Raw genomic sequence first — 23300 nt, 5'->3', positions numbered from 1 at the left:
AAAACCATTTATTTAAATATCCTTACAACTCTATATTATTATTATTTACTTAAGCACTTTTTACTTTATGATAAACATTTTAAATTTTTAATAATACAAATTGAAAATATTTAATTTTTCATTCAAACAATAATTTATAAAAACATTAATTAAATAAAAAAAGACCTTTTACACAAAGGTCTTTTGATTATTTACAAATAAGAAATTTTAAATAGCATAAACTACAGAATATTCAGATAGTGAATTAGAATCTGTAATTCCATTGAAATGAATATAAACAGATACTGTTTTTTGAGTAGTATTAGCAACAATATTAATTGAATACTTTGTAGGATCATTTAATAGTTGTTCATATTGTCCAGTTTTATATGTAATTAATTTAATAGCATTATTATCTTCTTTTAATCACTCAGCAAAACTAGCTGCAGTAAAAGCTTCATATTGTTCTTTTGTAACAAACCCTTTACTAATTAAGTAGTTTTTAAGCATATTATCTGAAACAAATGATAAATTATCATTTGTTTGTACAGCATTTCCTTTTAGAAAACCTGTATAATTAGCAACTAAATTTAAATCACTATTAGCACCAGCCATTAAGCTTTTTGGAATATTAACATAAAAACTAGCTGTTCCTTGAGAGTTATCATAATACATTCCAACATCTATTGAAGCATTATCTTTTCATCCTGTTGGAACTAATGAACCTAATTTAGTAATTAATAGTTTTTCTACCAATTCTTTTAAATTGTTATATGTAGTATTCCCAACTGTTAAAGAAGTATTTTTTGTAACTAAAGTATCATACACTTGAGAAGATTGCATTTGCTTTAAATCAATCAATACTTCACTACTATCATCTACAAACTCAACATTAAATCTTTCATTATATTGATCTTCATTCATAAACCCTGTAAATGTATGAGTAGCACTATAATTTTTAAAACCAGCATTTCCATTACCAATTGCAGATGCATAACTACTATTTAGTGATATTTGAACTAATAAAGTTCCATTTTGATCATTTGCAGTTTTAGTAATTGTAAAGTCATTAGAATTAAATCCTTGATATTCAATCAAGTTATTAATGATATCTCCATCAGTAATTGATGATGGCAATAAAGTACTAAAGTTTTGAGACCCAATTGAAGACGAACTAGTTTTAAAATTAAATTTATAATTTGCAGCTTTATTTAAATTTGTATAAGTTACAGTGAATGTTTCTTCTGAATTTTTTGGAGAATAACTTGCAGGCATTGTAGCAGTTATTTTTAGAGTTCCAGCAACATCATCTGCAGTTACAGTGAATTTCATTTTTGAAATTGGATAACCTTTACTATTTGCAGTATTAATAAATTGTAAAAATGCTGAATTAGTAGAATCTGTAGAACTATTCAAGTAATTAAAAGATGAAGGTAAAGTACTAGCATTTAATAAGTTTTTAAGTTCAGCAACATTTGAAACATCAATTGAAGCGCTACTACCAGATGTAGTTTGTCCTGTAAATCTAAATGCAGGAGTATCAGTAGATTTAAATACTGTATATGTAAAATTTGTTTCATATGATTTTACATTATTAGTTGAATAACTTAATCCCATTGGAACATATTCATATTTAACTGATACTTTAATTGTTCCAGCAGTATCATTTGGATCTGATACACTATATGTTTTTTTAGGATAAAGTTGTTGTCCTTGAGCAGTAGTAATAATTTGAGATTGGAAAGAAACTTGAAATGGATCTAAATTGGTAACATCATCAACAGCAATTTTAGATGGTTTCATATTTAAGAAGTCATAATCTGTAGTTTCAGATAGTGTTTTTCATGAAATCTTATTGTTAATTTTATTAGTTGTTGTATATTGATGAGTAACAACTCTAGGAGTAATATTGCTTGGAAGTTCAGAAGCAAATCACGGAATTTGATAAAGGTTACATTGTATTTCAATTGTTCCATTTGCATCATCAATTTTAGTTATAGTAAAATCTGAAGCATTTTTTAAGAAAGAACTATTTAAAGTATTAATATCACTTCTTGTAATTTCACTTGGAATTTTAGAATCAATTGCAGATTGACTTAATTCAAAATCTGATGCTTTTTGAATACTATCATCTCCATTTAAAATACCTTTGTAATCCCCTTGATTTTGACTATTAGCATTTTGAGTTACTGCTAATGCTAATCCCAATTTATCTGGGTTTGCATCTTCAGTTATTCCTGAGTTACTAGTATCAACATTTTCATTGTACTTAGAGTTAACCATCATTAATTGACCAGTATAACCATAAACATTGTAGATAATAAGATTGTTAGCATAGTCTTTAGTTTGTGGAATACCTGCTAAATCTAAATAAGTATTAGGAGCAATTGCTGAACTTGTATTGTTATTTAATGAAGATCAAGCAGATCCAGAAACTTTATAAATTGTAGATTCATCTTTAAATTTAAAATATAAATTTTGGTTTGAATCAAATGCTCAAGATTTAATTCATTTAGCTTCAGACATTGGATAAGTACCATAGTTGATACTATTTCCAGTAGCATTAATAACAATTGCAGTATTATATACAACTGTTACTACTTTACCATCTAGCATTGTATAGTAATCACGTTGTGGAGTTATCTTTGTGTTTCTATAATTTTGCATACCATCTGCTACTTTAACTAATTTAGATCAAGTGCCAGTAGTTTCAATTAGGTTTAAGTTATCATCAACTAGTAAAAAGTAAACATTGTAATTTGCATTAGGATAACCAGCATCTCCAGTTGTTGCATCTCTAGAAAATGGTAGAACTTCAACAAAATTTTTATTATTTCCAATAGGAATTAAATTGAAAAAATATCATCTATACTTTGTTCCATATTCTGAGTCATTAGGTGGAAAAATGCTTTCAGTTGCAGAATTTCCATTTAGTAAAGTAAGTGTAGAATCTGAAGGATTAAATAACAATCCCTTCCCATTATATGCAGTAGCAGCACCACCATATATCATTACTTTTCCTGATGCTAAAGCTGAAACAAAACGATAAGCAGTTCCTGTAGTAGTTGCTCCCAAACTTGATGTATAAGATTGGTAATCAATATCATAGTTGTGTTGAATATCTCCACTAGAAGCTTTTATTCCTAATAATGGTTGTTTTTTAGTAACAGGAGATCAGTATCCTATTATTCATAATAAATCAGTATTTCTATTATAGTCTCAGTTAAATCAAGCACGTTTTCATGGTCCATTATCATAATTTGTTGCTGAACCATCAGTAGAAACTTTACCATTGTAATCTGGTATTAAAGTTGATAAATCTTTTTCTCACAATTTATTACCATATCAATCTAGTGCTGTAATTTTGTTTCCTAAAAAAGTAATAGGACCATTGCTTGTTGAAAGATTAGCATTTTGATCATTAGCTTCAGATGGAGCTAACTTACTAGCAGTAGTTGATTGATTGCTACTTGAAATATTTGTAATAGAAGAATTTTTTAATGAATTATTTGAAATTGGTAATCCAATAGATAATCCTGTTGCAATACTTAAAACAGAAGTAATTGCAGATAGAGTTATTTTTTTAGATAGTTTACTCATGATAAATTTATCCTTTTTACATACTTTTATATTTTAAGTTTTTTAAATTTCATTATCAAATAGCCATGCCAAGAATTATCAATGTGTGATTAATCTCATAAGAACATTTATATTTAGTTTAAAAATAAAAAAGTATTGATAACAATTAAAGTTATTCAATACTTTTTTATTAGTTTTAGCTAACTGTATTTTTTTATAGTTTGTTTAAATATTAAAATCTTTATTAGCTAACTTTAAGACTTACATCAAATGAAATATCTTTTGGTCCAGTTGACCCATCATCTCAAACATATGTTTCATTATATGGTGTTGCAGTTACAGTAACTGTATATACCTTATTAGAATTTGTAACTTCTGCATTAGGTTTTGCATTTGTATTTTCAGTTGCACTTTTAGGTGTAAACTTACAGTTATAAATTCCTAAAGCTGCAGAAATTTTGTCATCACTTAAAGTATCCCCAGAACTTACATAACCTAATTTTACCAAAATATTTTTTGCTGCAGTAGCTGCATCACTAACCTCATTTGTAGTTGCAGCAGGAGCTTCCCCTTTTTGTTGTTCAAATTTAAGAGTTGCATCAATACCAATATTGTAACTAAACTTAGTTTCTAAATCTTTTACAGCTTCAATTTTATTTCCTGTAGTGTTAGTTGTTGCATCAATTGAGATTTTAAGTGTTGTTTCTAAGTTAATGTTAGATACAGGGATTTGTAAATCTAAATTAAGATCTTGACTATTTTGTTTTGCTTTAATATTTATATGCAATAAATCACCATCAGTTAATCCAGGTTGATTTTGAACACTAAATCCACTAGCACCTGTAAAAGATATATTTGCATCTTTTAAGAAGGTTTCAATAGCAGTAGAATCTTTTAATTTTGTATCTTTTAAATCATTTAATGAAGCAATATTAATTTGTGGAGCAGCTGAAGGGTATAAAGTAGCTGTTGTTCCTGTAGATCAAGTACTGTAAGGATTACCACTTCAAGATGATTCTTTTTTAAATCCACCATCAACAGTTACAGTAGCATCTTTAATAGCATCTTTAATTTGATCACCATTAGTAAAATAATTTTCTGGATTTGTTTTAACATCATTAGTTATTAAAGTATTAGTGTCTTTTCTATCTGTTTCAGAAGCATCATAAATACCTGATAATTTACCACTCAATTTTACATCAGTTTTAATTTCAGGTTTTACTGTAGATTGTTGTTGAGTATCTCCACCTTGACCATTTCCACCAGTCCCACCTTGGTTATTGTTTCCATTATCAGTTGAAGAACAAGAAGAAACAATTACTGGAACTGTTGCAACAATTCCAAAAGCTCCGGTTAATGCAAGAGCTTTCAATAATTTAATTTTTTTAATTTTCATATTTAGTTAATAATTATTACCTTTCAAATTTTGAAATTATAAAAACGACAAATTTACCAGTTAAATAAAGAAAAATTTAAGAAGTAGAAATAATGCAAATTACTTCTCCAAAAATTAAACTAAATGCAAAAAATATATGTATTTTATTTCATTTTCAGTGCAGTTTTATAAGCTTCCATAGTGTTTTTGATATATAAATGAAATATGTTAAATAAACAAAAGTAAAAAAGGTAGAGTTAATTTGCATTAACTCTACCTTTTTCTTATAAAAATAAATTTAATATAGTTTGTTTTTAGATTTACTATTTATCGTTTAAAGTGGCAACAAATGAAACTTCTTTAGCATCTTTTGTTCCATTTTCTCAAACATACCCATCATTAGGTGTTGCTTTTAATGTAACAGTATATTTGTTTGCTTCATTTGTAGCTTTACTACTTACTGCTTCAAATTTACAGTTATATAACCCTAAAGCATCAGAAAGTTTATCATTATCCAATGTGTAAACATTTGCAGCTTCTGTAGCATATCCTAGTGCTTTTAATACTTTATTAGCATCAGTTTTATCTTGTGCTAAGACAGCTGTTGGAGTAATTTCTTTAACTGTATCATTAATACCAATGTTGTAAGTGAAATTAGTAGTTAAATCTTTAACTTCAGCTACATTGTTACCAGTTTGATTTTCAGTTTTAGAAACAGAAACTTTAAGACCTGTAATCTTTAAATTAAGATCAGATACAGGAATTGCAACATCCATAACAAGATTTGTTGTGTTTTGCTTTGCAGTTACATTAACATGTAATAAATCTCCATCTGTAAATCCTAATTGATTTTGAACTTTATATTCAGTTGCATCAGAAAATGTTAAATTTGAATCTTCACAAAGTTTTTTAATTTGTTCAGATGTTGAAAGTTGAGATTTCAGATCCTTTAAAGAAGCAATATTTAATTGAGCAGAAGTTTGTTCATAGACACCTTTTTTGATATTAGCTGTTTTAGATCATTCATCATATGTTTGACCTTCTCATGAAGCAGCAGAATCAAAGTTACCATCAACAGTTACAGTTCATCCTTCAATTGATTTTAAATCTGCACCATTTTCAAAGTAAGTTTCAGGATTAGCTTTAATATCTTTTGCAATTAAAGTGTTAGTATCTTCTTTTGCAGTAGTGTCATAAATTTTACTTAAAGCACCTTGTGTAGTTACATCAGCTTTTAATTTAGGTGTAATAGTTTGTTGTTGAGTGTCAGTATTTCCACCATTTCCTCCACCTTGATTGTTATTGTTTCCAGTTCCTCCATTGTTATCAGTAGAAGAACAAGAAGATACAATTACTGGAACTGTTGCAACAATTCCAAAAGCCCCGGTTAATGCAAGAGCTTTCAATAATTTAATTTTTTTAATTTTCATAATATTTAGTTAATAATTATTACCTTTCAAATTTTGAAATATAAAAAAGACAAATTTACCAGTTAAATAAATGAAAATTTTGTTAGTAGAAATAATGGGAATTATTTCTCCATAAAAACAACTGAATGCAAAAAATATATGAATTTTATTTCACTTTCCTTACTAATTAATGACTATATAAAGTATTTTTGGTATATAAATGAAATATGTTAAATAGATAAAAAGAAAAAGGTAGAGTTAATTCCCATTAACTCTACCTTTTTTACTTATTGAAATAAGAAATATCTATTAAAAAAATAAAAAAATATTGAAAACCAAATTTTTAGTTTTCAATATTTTAACTATATTGTATAAGTCACTGAATATTCAGATAAAGAATTAGAATCAGTTACATTATTAAAATGAATATAAACAGAAACTGTTTTTTGAGTGGTATTAGCAACTATATTAAAAGTATATCCACTTGGATTATTTAATAATTGTTCATATTGACCGGTTTTATAAGTAATTAGATTAAGTGCATTTGTTCCACTTCTTAATCACTCTGCGAAACTAGTTGGAGTAAATGCATCATATTCTGTTTGAGTTACAAAACCTTTACTTATTAAATAGTTTTTAAGCATATTGTCTGCTACAAAAGATAAATTATCTTGTGTAGCTACAACATTACCTTTAACAAATCCTGTATAGTTTACTACAAGGTTTAAATCACTATTAGACCCAGCCATTAAACTCTTAGGAATATTTACATAAAAGCTTGCTGTTCCTTGTGAGTTATCATAATACATTCCAGCAGTTATAGATGAATTATCTTTTCAACCGCTTGGAACTAATGAACCCTTTTCAGATACTAATAAATTTTCAATCAGTTCTTTTAAGTCAGTATATTTAGTGTTACCAACAGTCAACTCTTTAGTAGTTGCAGTTACTAAACTATCATAGATTTGTGATGGTTGCATTTGTTTTAAATCAAGCAATTTAGTATCAGTATCATCTGTAAATTCAACATTAAATCTTTCATTATATTGGTCTTCTGTCATAAATCCAGTAAATGTATGACTTGCAGAATAATTTGTAAATCCAGCATTTCCATTACCCACTGCAGAAGCATAATTACTATTTAATGATATTTGTACTAATAAAGTACCATTTGCATCATTTGCAGTTTTAGTAATTGTAAAGTCATTTGAATTGAATCCTTGGTATTCAATTAAATTATTAATAATATCTCCATCAGTAATTGAAGATGGTAATAAAGCACTAAAGCTTTGAGACCCAACTGAAGAGTAATTAGTTTTAAATCTAAAACTATAATTTGCAGCTCTATTTAAATTTGTATAAGTTACAGTAAATGTTTGTGATGTATTAGTTGGAGAATAATCACTTGGCATATTTGCTGTAATACTTAATGTTCCTGCATTATCGTCTGCAGCTACAGTAAATCTCATTTTAGAAATTGGATAACCTTTACTGTTTGCAGTGTTAACAAATTGTAAGAATGCAGAATTTGTTGAATCTGTTGAATTGTTTAAAGATAAAAATGAAGAAGGCAAAGTATTTGCATTTAATAAGTTTTTAAGTTCTGCAACATTTGTTACATTGATAGAAGAAGTTGTTGAAGATCCAGTTTGCCCCATAAACTTAAATTCAGCAGTGTCAGTAGATTTAAATACTTGATAACTATGAGTTGCAGTATAAGTTTTCACATTACTAGTATTGTAAGTTAATCCCATTGGAACATAATCATATTTAACAGTAACATTTATAGTTCCATTTGTATCATTAGCATTTGACACTGTATAAGTCTTTTTAGGATAAAGCTGTTCTCCACTTGCATTAGTGATGGTTTGGGATTGAAAAGATGCTTGGAAAGGGTCTAAATTTTCAACATCTTCTGCTCTTATTTTAGTAGGTGTCATATTCATGAAGTCATAATCTGTTGAAGTTGATAGTGTTTTTCATGAAACTTTATTTGTTATTTTATTATTTGTAGTATATTGGTGAGAAACAACTCTTGGAGTGATATTACTTGGAAGTTCAGAAGCAAATCAAGGTATTTGATAAAGTTTACACTCAATTGTAATTTCACCAGTTTCATCATTTATACTAGTTATTGAAAAATCTGATGAATTTCTTAAAAATGAATTATTTAAAGTTTCAATATCGTTTCTTGTGATTTCACTTGGTATTTTTGATGCTATAGCTGAATCACTAAGTTGGAAATCTGAAGCTTTTTGAATGCTATCAGCTCCATTTAATATACCTTTAAAATCCCCTTGATTTTGGTCATTAGCATTTTGAGTAATACCTATTGCTAAACCATAATTATCATTATTATTTTGTGAAGTAATAGATGAATTATCAGTGTTAACTCTGTCATTATATTTAGAATTAATCAACATTAATTGACCAGTATATTCATGAACATTATACATAATCAGATTACTTGCATAATCTTTTGTTTGTGTAATACCAGATAAATTTAAGTAAGTGTAAGGTGAAACAGTGCTGCTACTTGAACTGTTATTTAATGTCCCTCAATAAGTTCCAGATACTTTATAAATTGTTGTTTCATCTTTAAATTTAAAATACAAGTTTTGGTTAGAGTCAAAAGCTCACGATTTAATTCACTTGGCTTCAGACATTGGGTAAGAACCAAATCTTACATCACTTGCAGATGCATCAATAATTACAGCAGTATTATATACAACTGTAACTACTCTTCCATCTAATAGTGAATAGTAATCACGTTGTGGGGTAATTTGTGTATTTCTATAACCTGCCATACCACTAGCTACTTGAACAAGTTTTGATCATCTATTTGATGAATCTTTTGTAACCATATTTAACTGATCATCTACTAATAAAAAATAAACATTATAGTTTGCATTATTAGAACCTGCATCCCCTGATGCATAATCACTAGAATAAGGTAATACTTCTACTAAATTTCTATTGTTAGCAATTGGAATTAAGTTAAAAAAATATCATTTATACTTAGAACCATATGTGGCATTACCAAGAGGCAAAATATTAGAATTAGATGAATCTCCTGAAATTAGAGATGCTGAAGAAGTTGTAGGATCATACAATATTCCTTTAGCATTATATGAACTACCTGCACCACCATATACCATTACTTTCCCTGAAGATAATGCAGAAATAAAACGATAAGTAGTTGAAGCTGTTACATTTCCAATAGAACTAGAATAAGAACTGTAATCAATATCATATGTATACTTTATGTTACCAGTTGATGCATCAATACCTAAAAGGGGTTGTTTTCTAGTAGTGCTTGATCAAAAACCTAATACCCATAATAAGTTACTACTTCTATTATAATCTCAGTTGAATCAAGCACGAGGTCATGCACCTTCTGTATAATCCTTTCCTGGTTTAGCTCCAGTTTTATCTGGGATTTCATCTGCCATGTCTTTTTCTCATAAGACATTCCCATATCAATCAAGTGCAGTAATCTTATTACCTATAAAAGTTATTGGACCATTATTTGTTGATAGATTGGCATTTTGATCATTTACTTCAGTAGGTACAATTTCACCAGCTTGAGTTGATTGATTAATGCTTGAAATATTAGTAATTAATGAACTATTTTCTAAATGTTGAGATATAGGTAATGCAATTGATAACCCTGTTGCAATACTCAAAACAGAACTTAAAATTGATAAAGTTAATTTTTTAGATAGTTTACTCATGATAAATTTATCCTTTTTTAACATACTTTTATATTTTAAATTTTTTTAAGACCTTAATCAAACACCTAAGACTTCAAAGACATGATTATTAATCTATTAAAACAATAAAAAATATTGAATTAATCTTTTTGATTAACCCAATATTTTATTAATATTTTTAAAGCTTAAATTGTATATGTTACAGAATACTCTTTTAATGATTGAGAATTAGAAACACTATTAAAGTTTATAAATATAGAAACTGTTCTTTGTGTTTCATTAGCAATTACAGCTAATTTATATTTAGTTTTATCAGCTAATAACTGTTCATACTCACCACTTTTATATGAAATAAGTTTTAAAGCTCTTTCATTATCTTTTTCTTGTAATCAATTAGCAAATGTAGTTGGATTGAATTTATTAAATTCTTCTTCAGTAACATCTTTATTACTCAATAAATAACTTTTTAACATGTTGTCTGCTACAAATGATAAGTTATCACCAGTATCTACAACATTACCTTTAACAAATCCTGTATAGTTAACAACTAGGTTAATATCACTGTTTGAACCTGTTACTATTGATTTATCTATCTTCACATAAAAACTTATTGTACCTTGTGCATTATCAGCATGCATTGTTGCAGTGATTAAGTTATTATTAGCTCAATTTGATGGAATAGAAGTACCTTTACTTTGAATTAATAATTTTTCAATTAAATCTTTTAAATTACTATAAGTTGTTCCATCAACTGTTAAACTAGTTGAAGTTGTATTATTAAATGTTTCAACAATTTTAGAAACTTGCATTTGTTTTAATTGAATTAGTTTATTATCAGAATCACTCACAAACTGAACATCAAATCTTTGGTTATATTGATCTTTAGTCATAAAACCGCTAAATGTTCTAGTTGCACTATAGTTACTAAATCCAACATTGCCTTTTCCTATGGCTTCAGCATAGTTTTTATCTAAGTTAATTGCAACTGTTAAAGTTCCATTTTCATCATCTACTGTTTTAGTTATTGAGAAATCATTTGAACTAAATCCAGTATATTCTATAAAGTTATTGATAATATCTCCATCAGTTACAGCAGAAGGAAGAATTGAATTAATGTTTTGTGATCCAATTTGAGATATATTTTTAAAATTGAATTTATAGTTTGTTGATTTATTTAAATTAGTATAAGTAGCTGTAAATGATTCATCTTTGTTTAAAGGTGAATATGCTGTTGGCATATCAGCTTTTATTGTTAGTGTTCCTGCAGTATCATTTGCAGTTACAGTAAACTTCATTTTTGAAATTGGATAACCCTTACTAGTATTAGTATTAATAAATTGTAAGAATCCTGAATTTGTTTTATCTCCTGAGTTATTCAAACTCAAAAATGAAGATGGTAAAGTATTTGCACTTAATAAATTTTTTAATTCTGAAACTTGAGTGATGTTTATAGAATTATTACTATTACTAGTTTGCCCCATAAATTTAAATGATGCAGAATCAGAATTTTTAAACACATCATAAGTATGTGTAGTTTCATAAATTTTAGGTGATGTAGTACTTATGTAAGTTATTCCCATTGGAATATATTCATATTTAATTTTCACCCCTACTTTTCCTGTTTTATCATCCTGAGATGAAACAGTATAAGTTTTTTTAGGATAAAGTTGTTGCCCTTGTGCATTTACAACAACTTGAGATTGAAATGAAACTTGGAATGGGTCTAAATTAGTTAGATCTTCAGAAGTTATCTTTGAAGGTTTCATATTTAAGAAGTCATAATCAGTAGATGCAGTTAAATTTTTTCAAGATGTTTTATCTGCTATCTTGTTTGAAGTTGTATATGATTTAGTTACAGTTTTTGGTGAAATATCATTTGGTAATGTTGTTGTAAATCAAGGAATTTGATAAAGTTGACATTCAATTTCAATTTCACCCTTTTCATCATCCATTTTAGTTATTTTAAAATCTGTTGAATTTTTTAAAAATCCATTTGATGTTTCAATATCATCTTTTGTTATTTCACTTGGTATTTTTGAAGTTCTTGCAGAACTACTTAGTTCAAAATCAGAAGCTTTTAAAATACTATTAGGTCCATTCAAGATACCAACATTATCACCTTCATTTTGATTTGTTTTATTTTGAGTAACACCAAAGGCCAATCCATATTCTTCAGGATTACTTTCTACAGTTATAGATTCAGAATTTTTTGTATTCACATAGTCATTGTGAATAGAATTAACCATCATTAACTGACCAGTGTATCCATACACATTGTAAATAATTAAATTATTTGCATGCTTTGTAATATCACTAACCCCAGATAAATCTAAATATATTTGTGGTGAAATAGATTCATTTTTTAAATTGTTATCTAGTGTTTCTCAAGCAGTACCTGAAACTTTATAAATTTTAGATTCATTTTTAAACTTGAAATATAGGTTTTGGTTTGAATCAAAAGCTCAAGATTTTATTCATTTAGTTTCTGACATTGGAAAAACACCATACTTAATGTCATTGGTATTTTTTGCATCAATAATAATTGCAGTATTATATACAACTGTAACTACTCTTCCATCAAGCAATGAATAATAATCGCGTTGTGGAGTAGCTTGAGTATTTCTATAACCTTGCATTGCATCAGCAACTTTAATTTTAGAAGATCATGTACCTGTTGTGTATGCCATATTCAAATTATCATCAACCAACAAAAAATAAATGTCATAAGAAGCATTTTTTGCTGCTTCAGTATCATCAGTTGTAGCTTTAGAAGAAAAAGGAAAGACTTCTACTAAATTTTTATTGTTGGCAATTGGAATTAAATTAAAGAAATATCATCTATAATTTTCACCAAAACTATTATCACCTATTGGTAGAATTGATTTTTCAGCAGAATTACCTTTTATTAGTTCTGCAGTTTTAGTTTTTGGATCATACAATATACCTTTTGCATCATATGTACTTCCTGCACCACCATAAATCATAACTTTACCAGAAGATAAAGCCGAAATAAAACGATATGCTGAAGTTACATTAGGGTTTGGTAAATCTGTTGAGAATTTGTTATAGTCAACTTCGTGTTTAGTAAAAGTTCCATCAGATGCCTTTATCTCAAATAACGGTTGCTTTTTATTGTTGCTTGATCAAAAACCTAAAACTCAAATAGTATCATCACTTCTGTTATAGTCCCAATTGTATCAAGCACGAGGTCATGCACCATCATAGCTATTTCCAGAGACAGTTCCATTTTTATCAGGAACTTGCTTTGAAAAATCAATATCCCACATTTTATTACCATATCAATCAAGAGCAGTAATGGTATTACCCATAAAAGTTACAGGACCATTTTTAGTGGAAATATTAGCATTTTGGTCATTAACTTCCGATGGTATTACTTTACTTTCTGTTGTTGCTTGGCTAATAGAATTAATGTTGGTTATAGATGAATCTTTTACAAGATTTTGTGAAATTGGTAATGCTACAGAGATTCCTGCAGCAATACTTAAAATTGAACTTGTTATTATTAAAGATAATTTTTTTGACAATTTATTCATTATAAATACCTTCCTTATCTGCCTTTAATTTTATTTCTTTGAAAAAAGGATTATTCTAGCAGGTATTCTTATTACCTTAAAAGTAATGCAACTACTAACTAATAAAAATATTTTTTTATTAAATATAAATTAGAGTTAGTAAATCAAAATACACAAACATAATAAAAAATATTGGATCAATTTTTCTATTAATCCAATATTTAAATTTAAATAGTATAAGTTACAGAATATTCTGTTAATGACTTATCATTGGTTAATTTGTCAAAGTTAATAAATATAGATACTGTTCTTTGAGTTTCATTAGCAATTACAGATAACTTATATTTATTGCTTGATAAATAAGTTACATATTCACCACTCTTATAAGAAATAAGTTTTAATGCCATTTCATTATCTTTTGCTTTTAATCATTCAGCAAATGTTGTTGGGTTAAAGTTTTTAAAGTCATCTTCAGTTGTATCACCATTACTAATTAAATAACTTTCCAACATATTATCTGCTACAAATGATAAGTTATCAGAAGTTGAATCAACATTACCTTTAACAAATCCTGTGTAGTTTACAACTAAGTTAATATCACTATTAGATCCATCAACTAAAGACTTATCTATTTTTACATAAAAGCTAATTGTTCCTTGTGCATTATCATAATGCATTGTTGCAGTTATTTTGTCATTTGTTGCTCAATCTGATGGAATAGAAGTACCTTTACTTTGAATTAGTAATTTCTCTATTAAATCTTTTAAGTTTGTATAAGTTTGGCTACCAACAGTTAAACTAGATGAAGGATTACTATTAAATGTTTGATAAATTTCTGTAACTTGCATTTGTTTTAACTGAAGTAATTTAGTATCACTATCGCTTACAAACTGAACATCAAATCTTTGGTTATATTGGTCTTTTGTCATAAAACCACTAAATGTTCTAGTTGCACTATAATTGCTAAATCCTACAGTTCCATTTCCAATTGCTTGAGCATAATTTTTATCCAAATTAATTGCAACTGTTAAAGTTCCATTTTCATCATCTACTGTTTTAGTAATTGAAAAATCATTTGAACTAAAACCTGTATAGCTTATGAAGTTATTAATAATGTCTCCATCAGTTACAGCAGATGGAAGAATTGAATTAATGTTTTGAGTTCCAATTTGAGTTACATTTTTAAAACTAAAGTTGTAATTAGAAGATTTATTTAAATTAGTATATGTAACAGTAAAAGTTTCTTGTCTACTATTAGGAGAATTTTGAGCAGGCATTGTTCCACTAATTTTTAATGTCCCAGCATTATCATCTGCAGTTACTGTGAAGTTCATTTTAGAAATTGGATAACCTTTACTAGTGTTTGTGTTAACAAATTGTAAAAACCCAGAATTTGTAGAATCTGTTGAAGTATTTAAACTACTAAATGAAGATGGTAATGTATTTGCACTTAATAAATTTTTAAGTTCTGATACTTGTCTAATATCTACAGTTGTTTGACTGTTATTATTTTGACCTAAGAAATTAAAAGCAGCAGTCATAGAACTATCAAATACTTTATATGTTGTATTTGTAGTATATGATTTAACTTCTGAAGCATTACCAGTATAAGTTATACCCATTGGAATGTATTCATATTTTACAGTTACCTTAATTGTTCCATCACTATCTTTAGCATCTGAAAATCCATAAGTCTTTTTAGGATAAAGTTGTTGGCCATTTCTATCTGTAATAATTTGAGATTGGAATGAAACTTGGAATGGATCTAAGTTATCAATATCTTCTTTTTTAATAGTTGATGGTTTCATATTTAAGAAATCATAATCAGTAGAAACTGATAATGTTTTTCAAGATGTTTTATCAGCAATCTTTTTATCTGTTTTATAAGTTTTGGTAACTGTTTTTGGAGAGATATCATCTGGAAGAGTTGTTGTAAATCAAGGGATTTGATACAACTGACATTCAATTGTAATATCTCCTGTTGTATCATTCATACTTGTTATTTTGAAATCACTTGATGTCTTCATGAAACCATTAGATTCAACAATATCTTCTTTTGTAATTTCACTAGGAATCTTAGAACTTTTAGCTGAATCACTAAGTTCAAAATCTGATGCTTTCAAAATACTACTTGGACCATTTAAGATACCAACATAGTCACCTTCATTTTGATTGGTTTTATTTTGAGTTACTCCAAAAGCTAATCCATAATTAGAATCATTACTATCAGGTGTTATTGTTGTTGAATTGCTTGTATTAACATTTGCATTGTATATAGAATTTATCATCATTAACTGACCTGTATAACCATACACATTGTAAATAATTAAATCATCTGCATATTTATTAACTTCACCAACCCCAGCTAAATCAAGATATCTATTTGGAGATATAGCTTCATTTTTTAAATTGCTACCAAGAGTATCTCAAGCAGATCCAGATACTTTATAAATAATCTTTTCATCTTTAAATTTAAAATACAAGTTTTGGTTTGAATCAAATGCTCACGATTTAATTCATTTAGAATCTGTCATTGGGAAAGTACCAATTTTAGTATCACTACTTTTACCATCAATAATAATTGCAGTGTTATAAACAACTGTAACTACTTTTCCATCTAACAATGAATAGTAATCACGTTGAGGAGTAATTTTAGAGTTTCTATAACCACTCATACCTTGAGCTACTTCAACAGGTTTTGCCCATTGACTACTAGAACTAGAATCATAAACCATGTTTAAATTATCATCAACTAATAAAAAGTAAACATTGTAATTTGCATGGTTTGCTGCACCATCACCAGTTATTCCGGCTTGAGTTGTAAAGTTTACAACTTCAACAATATTTCTATTCGATGCAATAGGTATTAAGTTAAAGAAATATCATTTATAAGAAGAACCATAAGAACTATTTCCCAATGGTAGTATAGTATTATTAGAAGAATTCCCTTCTATTAAAGATGAGATTTTACTAGTTGGATCATACAATATACCTTTAGCATTATATGTACTACCGGCACCACCATAAATCATGATTTTTCCTGAACCTAAAGCTGAAACAAAACGATAGGCAGTATTTACTGCTACAGAACCTAATCCTGTAATTTTTGAATAATCTATTTCATGTTTAGTAAAAGACCCATCAGATGCTTTGATCTGAAAAAGAGGTTGTTTTTTATTGGAACTTGATCAAAAACCTAAGACTCAAATTGTATCATTGTTTCTATCATAGTCTCAATTGTATCAAGCCCTACCTCATGAACCATCATATGTTACGCCATCTATAGTGCCATTTTTATCAGGAACATACTTTGCAAAATCAATTGATCATAATTCATTACCAAATCAATCAAGTGCTGTAATTGTATTCCCCATAAAAGTTACAGGACCATTTTTAGTTGATATATTTGCATTTTGGTCATTAACTTCAGAAGGTATAACCTTACTTGTTGTAGTTGCTTGATTGCTTGAACTAATACTACTAATTGATGAATTTCTTATTGCATCTTGTGAAATTGGTAATGCAATTGAAATTCCAGCTGCAATACTTAGAATTGAACTAGTTATTGCTAAAGATATTTTTTTAGACAGTTTTTTCATTATTAATACCATCCTATAAACACAAATTAATTTTATTAGTTTTAAACAAAAATTAAAATACCCTAGGCATTCAATAAGCATTTACAAGTTACATTTAGAAAACATTTTTAATTAAAAAACATAGCAGCAAATAAAAAAATCACCTTAAAAAATTTAAGGTGATTAATCTATAAATTACTAAAATAACTTTTAAATTTTATTTTTACAACTATTAGTTGTTACATATTCATTTAAGTTATCAAAAGAAAACTCAACCATATTAGCTACAGCTTCATCAGTATAAGAACCAATATGAGGAGCAATTAATACTCTTGGATATAAACTAATTAATTTGTTAATAGTTTCATCTTCAAATTTATCTAACTTTTTATTAAAGTAATTTTTTTCATTATTTAAAACATCTAATCCAGCACCTAATAACTTATTAGATAAGATTGCATCTAAGATTGCTTTTTCATCTTGGATTTGCCCTCTTGCACAGTTAATAAGAATTGAATTGTCTTTCATTTTATTAATAAAGTCTTTATTAATAAAATTATCATTTTCACCTTTTATGTAAGGGATGTGAAATGAAATTATGTCACTTTCTTTTAATAAGTTATCTAAGCTTTCATAATTTAACACTTGTTTAGCTTCTTCACTTTGGTAAACATCATATCCAATTACTTTAGAACCTAAACCTTTAAACATTCTAGCTGTTGCTAATCCAATTTTCCCTGTCCCTATAATTCCAACAGTTGAATTTTTTAATTCTTTAGCAAACCCAAAAGAATCTATTACAAAATTCTTGTTATAAGCATTAAAGCTAAAGTGAGCTATTTTTCTTGATAACATAACAGCCATTGTAACAGCAACTTCTGCAATTGCAGTTGGTGAATAACTTGGAACTCTTGCCATTTTAATTCCAATGCTATTACCATAAGCTATGTCCATGTGATCAAACCCAACAGTTCTAGTTAAAACATATTTAATATTTTTTTGTTTTACATAATCTAGTACTGCTTTATCAACTTTATCACTTGCTCTAACAATAATTGCATCATGACCATCAACTAAATTTAAATTACTTGATGATAAGCTAGAACTTGTTAAAGTTAATTGATAATTATATTTGTTATATTTTTCAAAGATTGGTTTTTCAACTTCTCTTACTCCAAAACAAATTACTTTCATATTTTTTAATCCTTTCTATTTATTAAACTAATTGGTAAACTACAGTACAGATAATTATTCAAATAGGAATAGCAATAATAGCAAGTAATGTAGTTAATGCAGAACATTGAGTTGCTAATTTATCACAAACTTTGTATTGCATAGCATAAGCAATTACAACAGTTGCTGGTGGTGTTGCTGCAAAAATAACCATTGCAGTAGAAACATTTCTAGTAACTACTCCTGCTGCTACTAATCCTAAAAATACAATAAATACAATAAATGGAATAATCACTAATTTTTGAACAGAGAAAATTCACACTCATTTATCTTTAACTGCATCAATCAATTTAGTAGTAGCTAAAGTAATACCAATAGATAATCAAACTAAAGGTGAACTTAAAGAACCAACAGTATTTATTGGTGTATAGAAGTATGGCATTGTAACATTTCAGTTAAATCAACCATTTGTACCTTCAGTAAAGTTTGCTCCAAATCTACTAGCGCCTGGAATTAATTGAGTTAATCAAAATACTAACCCTAAAAATGTAGCAATTACAATTGGGTTTAGTAAAGCGGTTTTAGCTGAGCTTTTTATGTTTTGTTTGTCAAATTTTAAACCTGACATTACTAAAAAAGCAAAAGAGTATAAAAAGATTCTATATGGAATGTTTCAAATGTTTGCTGCTACTACAGCATCAGAAGTTGTTCCATATAGAATTCTAATAATAGGTAATCCAAAAAAAGTTGTTGAACCAAAAATAAGCATCATTCACATTGTTAAAGCTCTTTTTTGGTTGTCTTCAGCAATTGCATTATTTGCTTCTAAATTTTGTTCATTACTAACTACATTAACTTGACCCTCAAATGTGTTAGCATTTAATTTTTTTATTTTGTTAGGTAACAATTTAGGAAAAAAATTAACCCATAAAATTGAAATGCAAGACAATAAAATATAAAAACCAAAACTTACACCTAAAACAATTCCTTGTTCAGTAAGTTGTTGAATTGTTGCATTATTCATAAAACCACTAAAAGCAAGAGCGGGTAGTGCTACTTTTAGCACAATAGAATTTAGAACTTTGGATCATTCTGCTTTGAATACTTTTATTTTTACTAAAAGGTATCCTAAAGTTATAATTCCAATTGTACTTAAAATGGCACTTCACAACCCTGTACTTGACAATGTGGTTGTCAAAACAGAAGTAATATTATTATTCATATTAAAGTAACCTTGAAAAAATTTATTTTGTGGGGGAAATACCCTCACAATTTTTATTCTACCCCTTTAGTTTTGATAACAAATATAAATAATTTGCATTCTTTTGAATTTATTTTTTATTAAATTAAAATAATGTCATTTTTGTTTTATTAAATTAATAACCAGGAAATAAAAAAAATATTGGTGTTTACCAATATGAATTGCTATATTTGAACTAAGAAAGATCCACAGTTACCCAAGTTTTAAATCTATTAAAGTCACTAGTCATAGTTGTCCTAGCTAAATATCCTTTATTTGGAATTGCAGTTATTCTGATTTCTAATTTATTGTTAGTTACTTTTATATATCCATCAGTTTCATCTTTAAGTAACTTGATGTGAGAATTATATAAATCTGTTCTTAATATTAAATAGAAAGCTACACTATTTAGTAAATCATGAATATTAGAATCTGTATTCCCGTTTGCATGGGCCTCTAATTTCTTTTCCAATTCATCATGATTATTTATTGGATTAGTTAAACCTGCATTTTTTCATTTAAATGTTTTGTTGGCTAAATTAGTAGAAACAAAAGCTGTTAAAAATGCAGTTCTTTCTGTTGTTTTTACATTAAAAGAAAATTCTTTAGATTCAGTTGTACCATCTTCAAAATAGTAACCTTTGTTAGGTCTTCCATTCAAATCAATTTTGTATGTTAAGTAATTATCTTCTGTGCTTACTACATCATAAGGATTTCACTCACTTATTCTAGTTAATTTAACATCACTAAAAGTTGTGTTGAATACTCCTAAAGTTTCTCCAACTTTGTCACTATCTAAATCTATGTTTGTTGTAACACTTGCACCATTTATTTCAGTAAAAGTCATATTAGTTTTATTAGAGTTTTTAGTATTAGTCATTTTTATAAAACCAAGTTTTTCTAATATAGAATTAGCACTTGCTCTTTCATCTATTATTTGTGTTTCCACTGGACCAACATAATTTGAATGACTTTCAATACCAATGTTAAAGTTTATGTCTATAGGTTGGTTAATAGAATTAATATCATTTTCAGACACTAAAACATTCACCTGAGGAAGAACTAGTTTAAGATCAGATACTGGAATTTGTAAATCATAGTTTTTTGGTGAAGACTTCCCAACTTCTATAACATTAATATGAAGTATATTGTTTTCTGTTAAGCCTGTTTTATTTTCAATTTTATAAGTATTTAAATAAGTGTCAGGAACCCCAGACTCTTTTAAAATTTCTTTTATCTTGATTTGATCACTTAATTGCATTTTTAAATCATTTAATGATGAAAAATTAATTTGAGCTAATGAATGAGCATAAGTTAACTTAGTTGTTGTATCAGACCCTCAATTTTTATTAGTGACATTATAAGTTTCTCCAATTCATTCAGAATTAGAAAAATCACTTTCTAATTTTATATTTATATCTTTGTTTACTAGTTCAGATTCATTTTCAAAAACTAATCCTAAATTACTTTTGATTTTTTTAATTAATAAATCATGTGAAGTGTTATTGACTTCATGATTATAAATATCAGTAATTGATCCAACTAAATTAATTGATGATTTTAATTTTGGTGTAACTTTTTGAGGATCTCTAGTTCCATTACCAGAATTGTCTCCTGTATTATTTCCTCCATTTGTATTACTGTTATTGCTTGCAGAAGAACATGCAGAAATAATCACAGGAACTGTTGCAATAATTCCAAAAGCACCAGTAATAGCTAATGTTTTTAATACTTTCTTTTTTGCAGTTTTCATATTTAAAATTAATAATTTTTTACCTTTCAAAAATTGTGAAATTATAAAGAAGACAAATTCATTAGTTAAACTAATGAATATTATTAAAGTTGAAATAACAAAAATTAGTTTTATTAAAATCTGAGTTACTTTATTTTGAATACATGAAATAAATGCATTGTATTAATTTCATGAATTTAAAAAATAAAAGAATCATTCACAAAAAATAAAAAAGATAGACTTTAAAATTTAGTCTATCTTTTAGATCTTCAAATGGGTTATATTTAGAATATTAAACTAAGAAACTGTTACAGTAACCCACATTTTAAATGTACTAAAATCACTATTTGATACAGCTGAAAACCCTTTGTTTGGAGATGCTGTAATCCTTACTTGTCACTTACCCCCAGAAGAAGCTTTTATATAATCATTACTGCCATCTTTTAATAATTTTACATGTGCATCAGTTAAACCACCTAATACTGTTAATGATCCCGAGATGGTGTTTAACATCTTTTGTATGTTTTCATCTTTTTGAGAACCATCAGCATGCTTAGTAAGTTTATCTTTTAAAGCATTTAGGCTAGATTGTTGAGTTGGGTTTTCAACATTTGAATTTAATCATTTGATATCCTGTTGAGAAATACTACCAGCATTGCCATTATTAAAAGTAGCAGTTTGCTGATTGATGTTTACATTAAAACTAAAAGTTTTATCTTCTGTTTTTCCATCATCAAAATAATATCCTTGTTTTGGACTTCCTGTTATATCAATCCTATAAGTTAAGTAATTTTGATTTTCTTGAACTTCATCATAAGGATTTCATTCACTAACTCTAGTTAAAGTAATGTTTTTGAATTCTGTATTAAAAATTCCAAGTGATTCAGCAATCTTATCTGTATCTAATCCAACTAAAGATGTTGTAGATGCACCATTATCTTGGGTTAAAGTAATGCTTGTTCTTACAACATTTTTAGTTGTTGATGTTGCTTTAAATCCAAGTTGTTCCATTACTGAATCCACTGTTGCTTTTTTTGTAAGTTTTTGAGTTTCTGTTGGAGCAGTATAAGTTGTTTTACTATTTATACCTATATTGAAGTTTAAATTAACTGATTCTTCTACAGGATTAACATCATCACCTGAAATAGAAATATCAACATTAGAAAGATCTAAATTAATATCTGAAACAGGTATTTGCAGATCATATTGTGTTGTTGCAGTTGAACTCTTTCCTTCAACATTAACATGGATTAAATTGTTATCAGTTAAACCTAATCTATTTTTAATAGTATATGTTGAACCTTCAGTATCAGCAACACCAGCTTTTGATAAAGCTTCTTTTAATGTTGTTTCATCACTTAATTTATTTTTTAAATCATTTAATGAAGAAATGTCTATTTGTGGAGATTCTGAGTCATAATATAACTTATTATCATCTGTTATTGTTACACCATTTCAATTCCCATTTGTATATTGTTCGCCACCTCAACTTGAATTTGAAAAATTACCTTTCACTGTTACAGCAAAATTTTTATTTTCTAATTCATTAGAGTTTTCAAAAGCTGAATCTAAATTATTTTTTATTTCTTCCCCAAGTAAAGTATTAGTATTTTTCCCTTCACTAGGATTATAAATATCAGTTAATGCACCAATTAAATTTATTGAAGATTTGAATTTAGGAGTTACTTTCTCAGTCTGTGTTGTTCCACCCCCGGAACCTCCTCCTGTATTATTGTTTCCTCCATTGTTATCACTTGTTGTTGAACAAGAAGACACAATTACTGGAACTGTTGCAATAATTCCGAAAGCCCCGGTTAAAGCTAGGGTTTTCAAAAGTTTAATTTTTTTAGTTTTCATATTTTAAGTTAATAATTATTACCTTTCAAAAATTTGAAATATAAAAAAGACAAATTTTAGTTAAATAAGAATAGACAAAGTAGAGTTAACATACATTAACTTAACTAAAAATATGAGTTGGTTTATTTTATA

Annotated in this window: 10 protein-coding genes; all 10 read right to left on the bottom strand. The window is 27.4% G+C overall.

The genetic code is table 4. From position 1 onward, the window contains the following. Nucleotides 1-207 precede the first annotated feature (207 nt). Nucleotides 208-3579 carry a lipoprotein 17-related variable surface protein gene (locus MYPE_RS01410; RefSeq protein WP_011077098.1) on the bottom strand — a complete coding sequence of 1124 codons (3372 nt, stop codon included), beginning with the start codon at nucleotides 3577-3579 and terminating at the stop codon, nucleotides 208-210. A 223-nt stretch (nucleotides 3580-3802) separates the two neighbouring features. Continuing rightward, nucleotides 3803-4954, bottom strand: coding sequence for a P35 family lipoprotein (locus MYPE_RS01405; RefSeq protein ID WP_011077097.1), 1152 nt, complete (start codon nucleotides 4952-4954; stop codon nucleotides 3803-3805). 302 nt (nucleotides 4955-5256) lie between these two features. Then, nucleotides 5257-6363, bottom strand: coding sequence for a P35 family lipoprotein (locus tag MYPE_RS01400; RefSeq protein WP_011077096.1), 1107 nt, complete (start codon nucleotides 6361-6363; stop codon nucleotides 5257-5259). A gap of 341 nt (nucleotides 6364-6704) precedes the next feature. Next, nucleotides 6705-10076, bottom strand: a complete 3372-nt coding sequence (locus MYPE_RS01395) for a lipoprotein 17-related variable surface protein (RefSeq protein ID WP_044891229.1) — start codon at nucleotides 10074-10076, stop codon at nucleotides 6705-6707. A gap of 164 nt (nucleotides 10077-10240) precedes the next feature. Beyond that, a complete protein-coding gene (locus tag MYPE_RS01390) occupies nucleotides 10241-13609 on the bottom strand; it encodes a lipoprotein 17-related variable surface protein (RefSeq protein ID WP_011077094.1) in 3369 nt (1122 codons plus the stop codon). Between the two features lie 206 nt (nucleotides 13610-13815). After that, nucleotides 13816-17187: a lipoprotein 17-related variable surface protein gene (locus tag MYPE_RS01385; RefSeq protein ID WP_044891228.1), complete on the bottom strand. Its 3372-nt coding sequence runs from the start codon at nucleotides 17185-17187 to the stop codon at nucleotides 13816-13818. Nucleotides 17188-17376: 189 nt separating this feature from the next. Then, on the bottom strand, nucleotides 17377-18360 hold the full coding sequence (locus MYPE_RS01380) for an NAD(P)-dependent oxidoreductase (protein ID WP_011077092.1): 984 nt from the start codon (nucleotides 18358-18360) through the stop codon (nucleotides 17377-17379). A 22-nt stretch (nucleotides 18361-18382) separates the two neighbouring features. Then, nucleotides 18383-19561 carry an AEC family transporter gene (locus tag MYPE_RS01375; RefSeq protein ID WP_044891227.1) on the bottom strand — a complete coding sequence of 393 codons (1179 nt, stop codon included), beginning with the start codon at nucleotides 19559-19561 and terminating at the stop codon, nucleotides 18383-18385. A 214-nt stretch (nucleotides 19562-19775) separates the two neighbouring features. Beyond that, nucleotides 19776-21332: a P35 family lipoprotein gene (locus tag MYPE_RS01370; RefSeq protein ID WP_011077090.1), complete on the bottom strand. Its 1557-nt coding sequence runs from the start codon at nucleotides 21330-21332 to the stop codon at nucleotides 19776-19778. A 276-nt stretch (nucleotides 21333-21608) separates the two neighbouring features. Next, nucleotides 21609-23168 (bottom strand): P35 family lipoprotein, encoded by a 1560-nt coding sequence (locus MYPE_RS01365; protein WP_011077089.1) that lies wholly within the window; start codon nucleotides 23166-23168, stop codon nucleotides 21609-21611. Nucleotides 23169-23300: the final 132 nt, after the last annotated feature.

The sequence above is a fragment of the Malacoplasma penetrans HF-2 genome (assembly GCF_000011225.1).
Lineage (GTDB): Bacteria > Bacillota_I > Bacilli_A > Mycoplasmatales > Mycoplasmoidaceae > Malacoplasma > Malacoplasma penetrans.
This window is presented reverse-complemented; position numbering and strand designations above follow the sequence as displayed.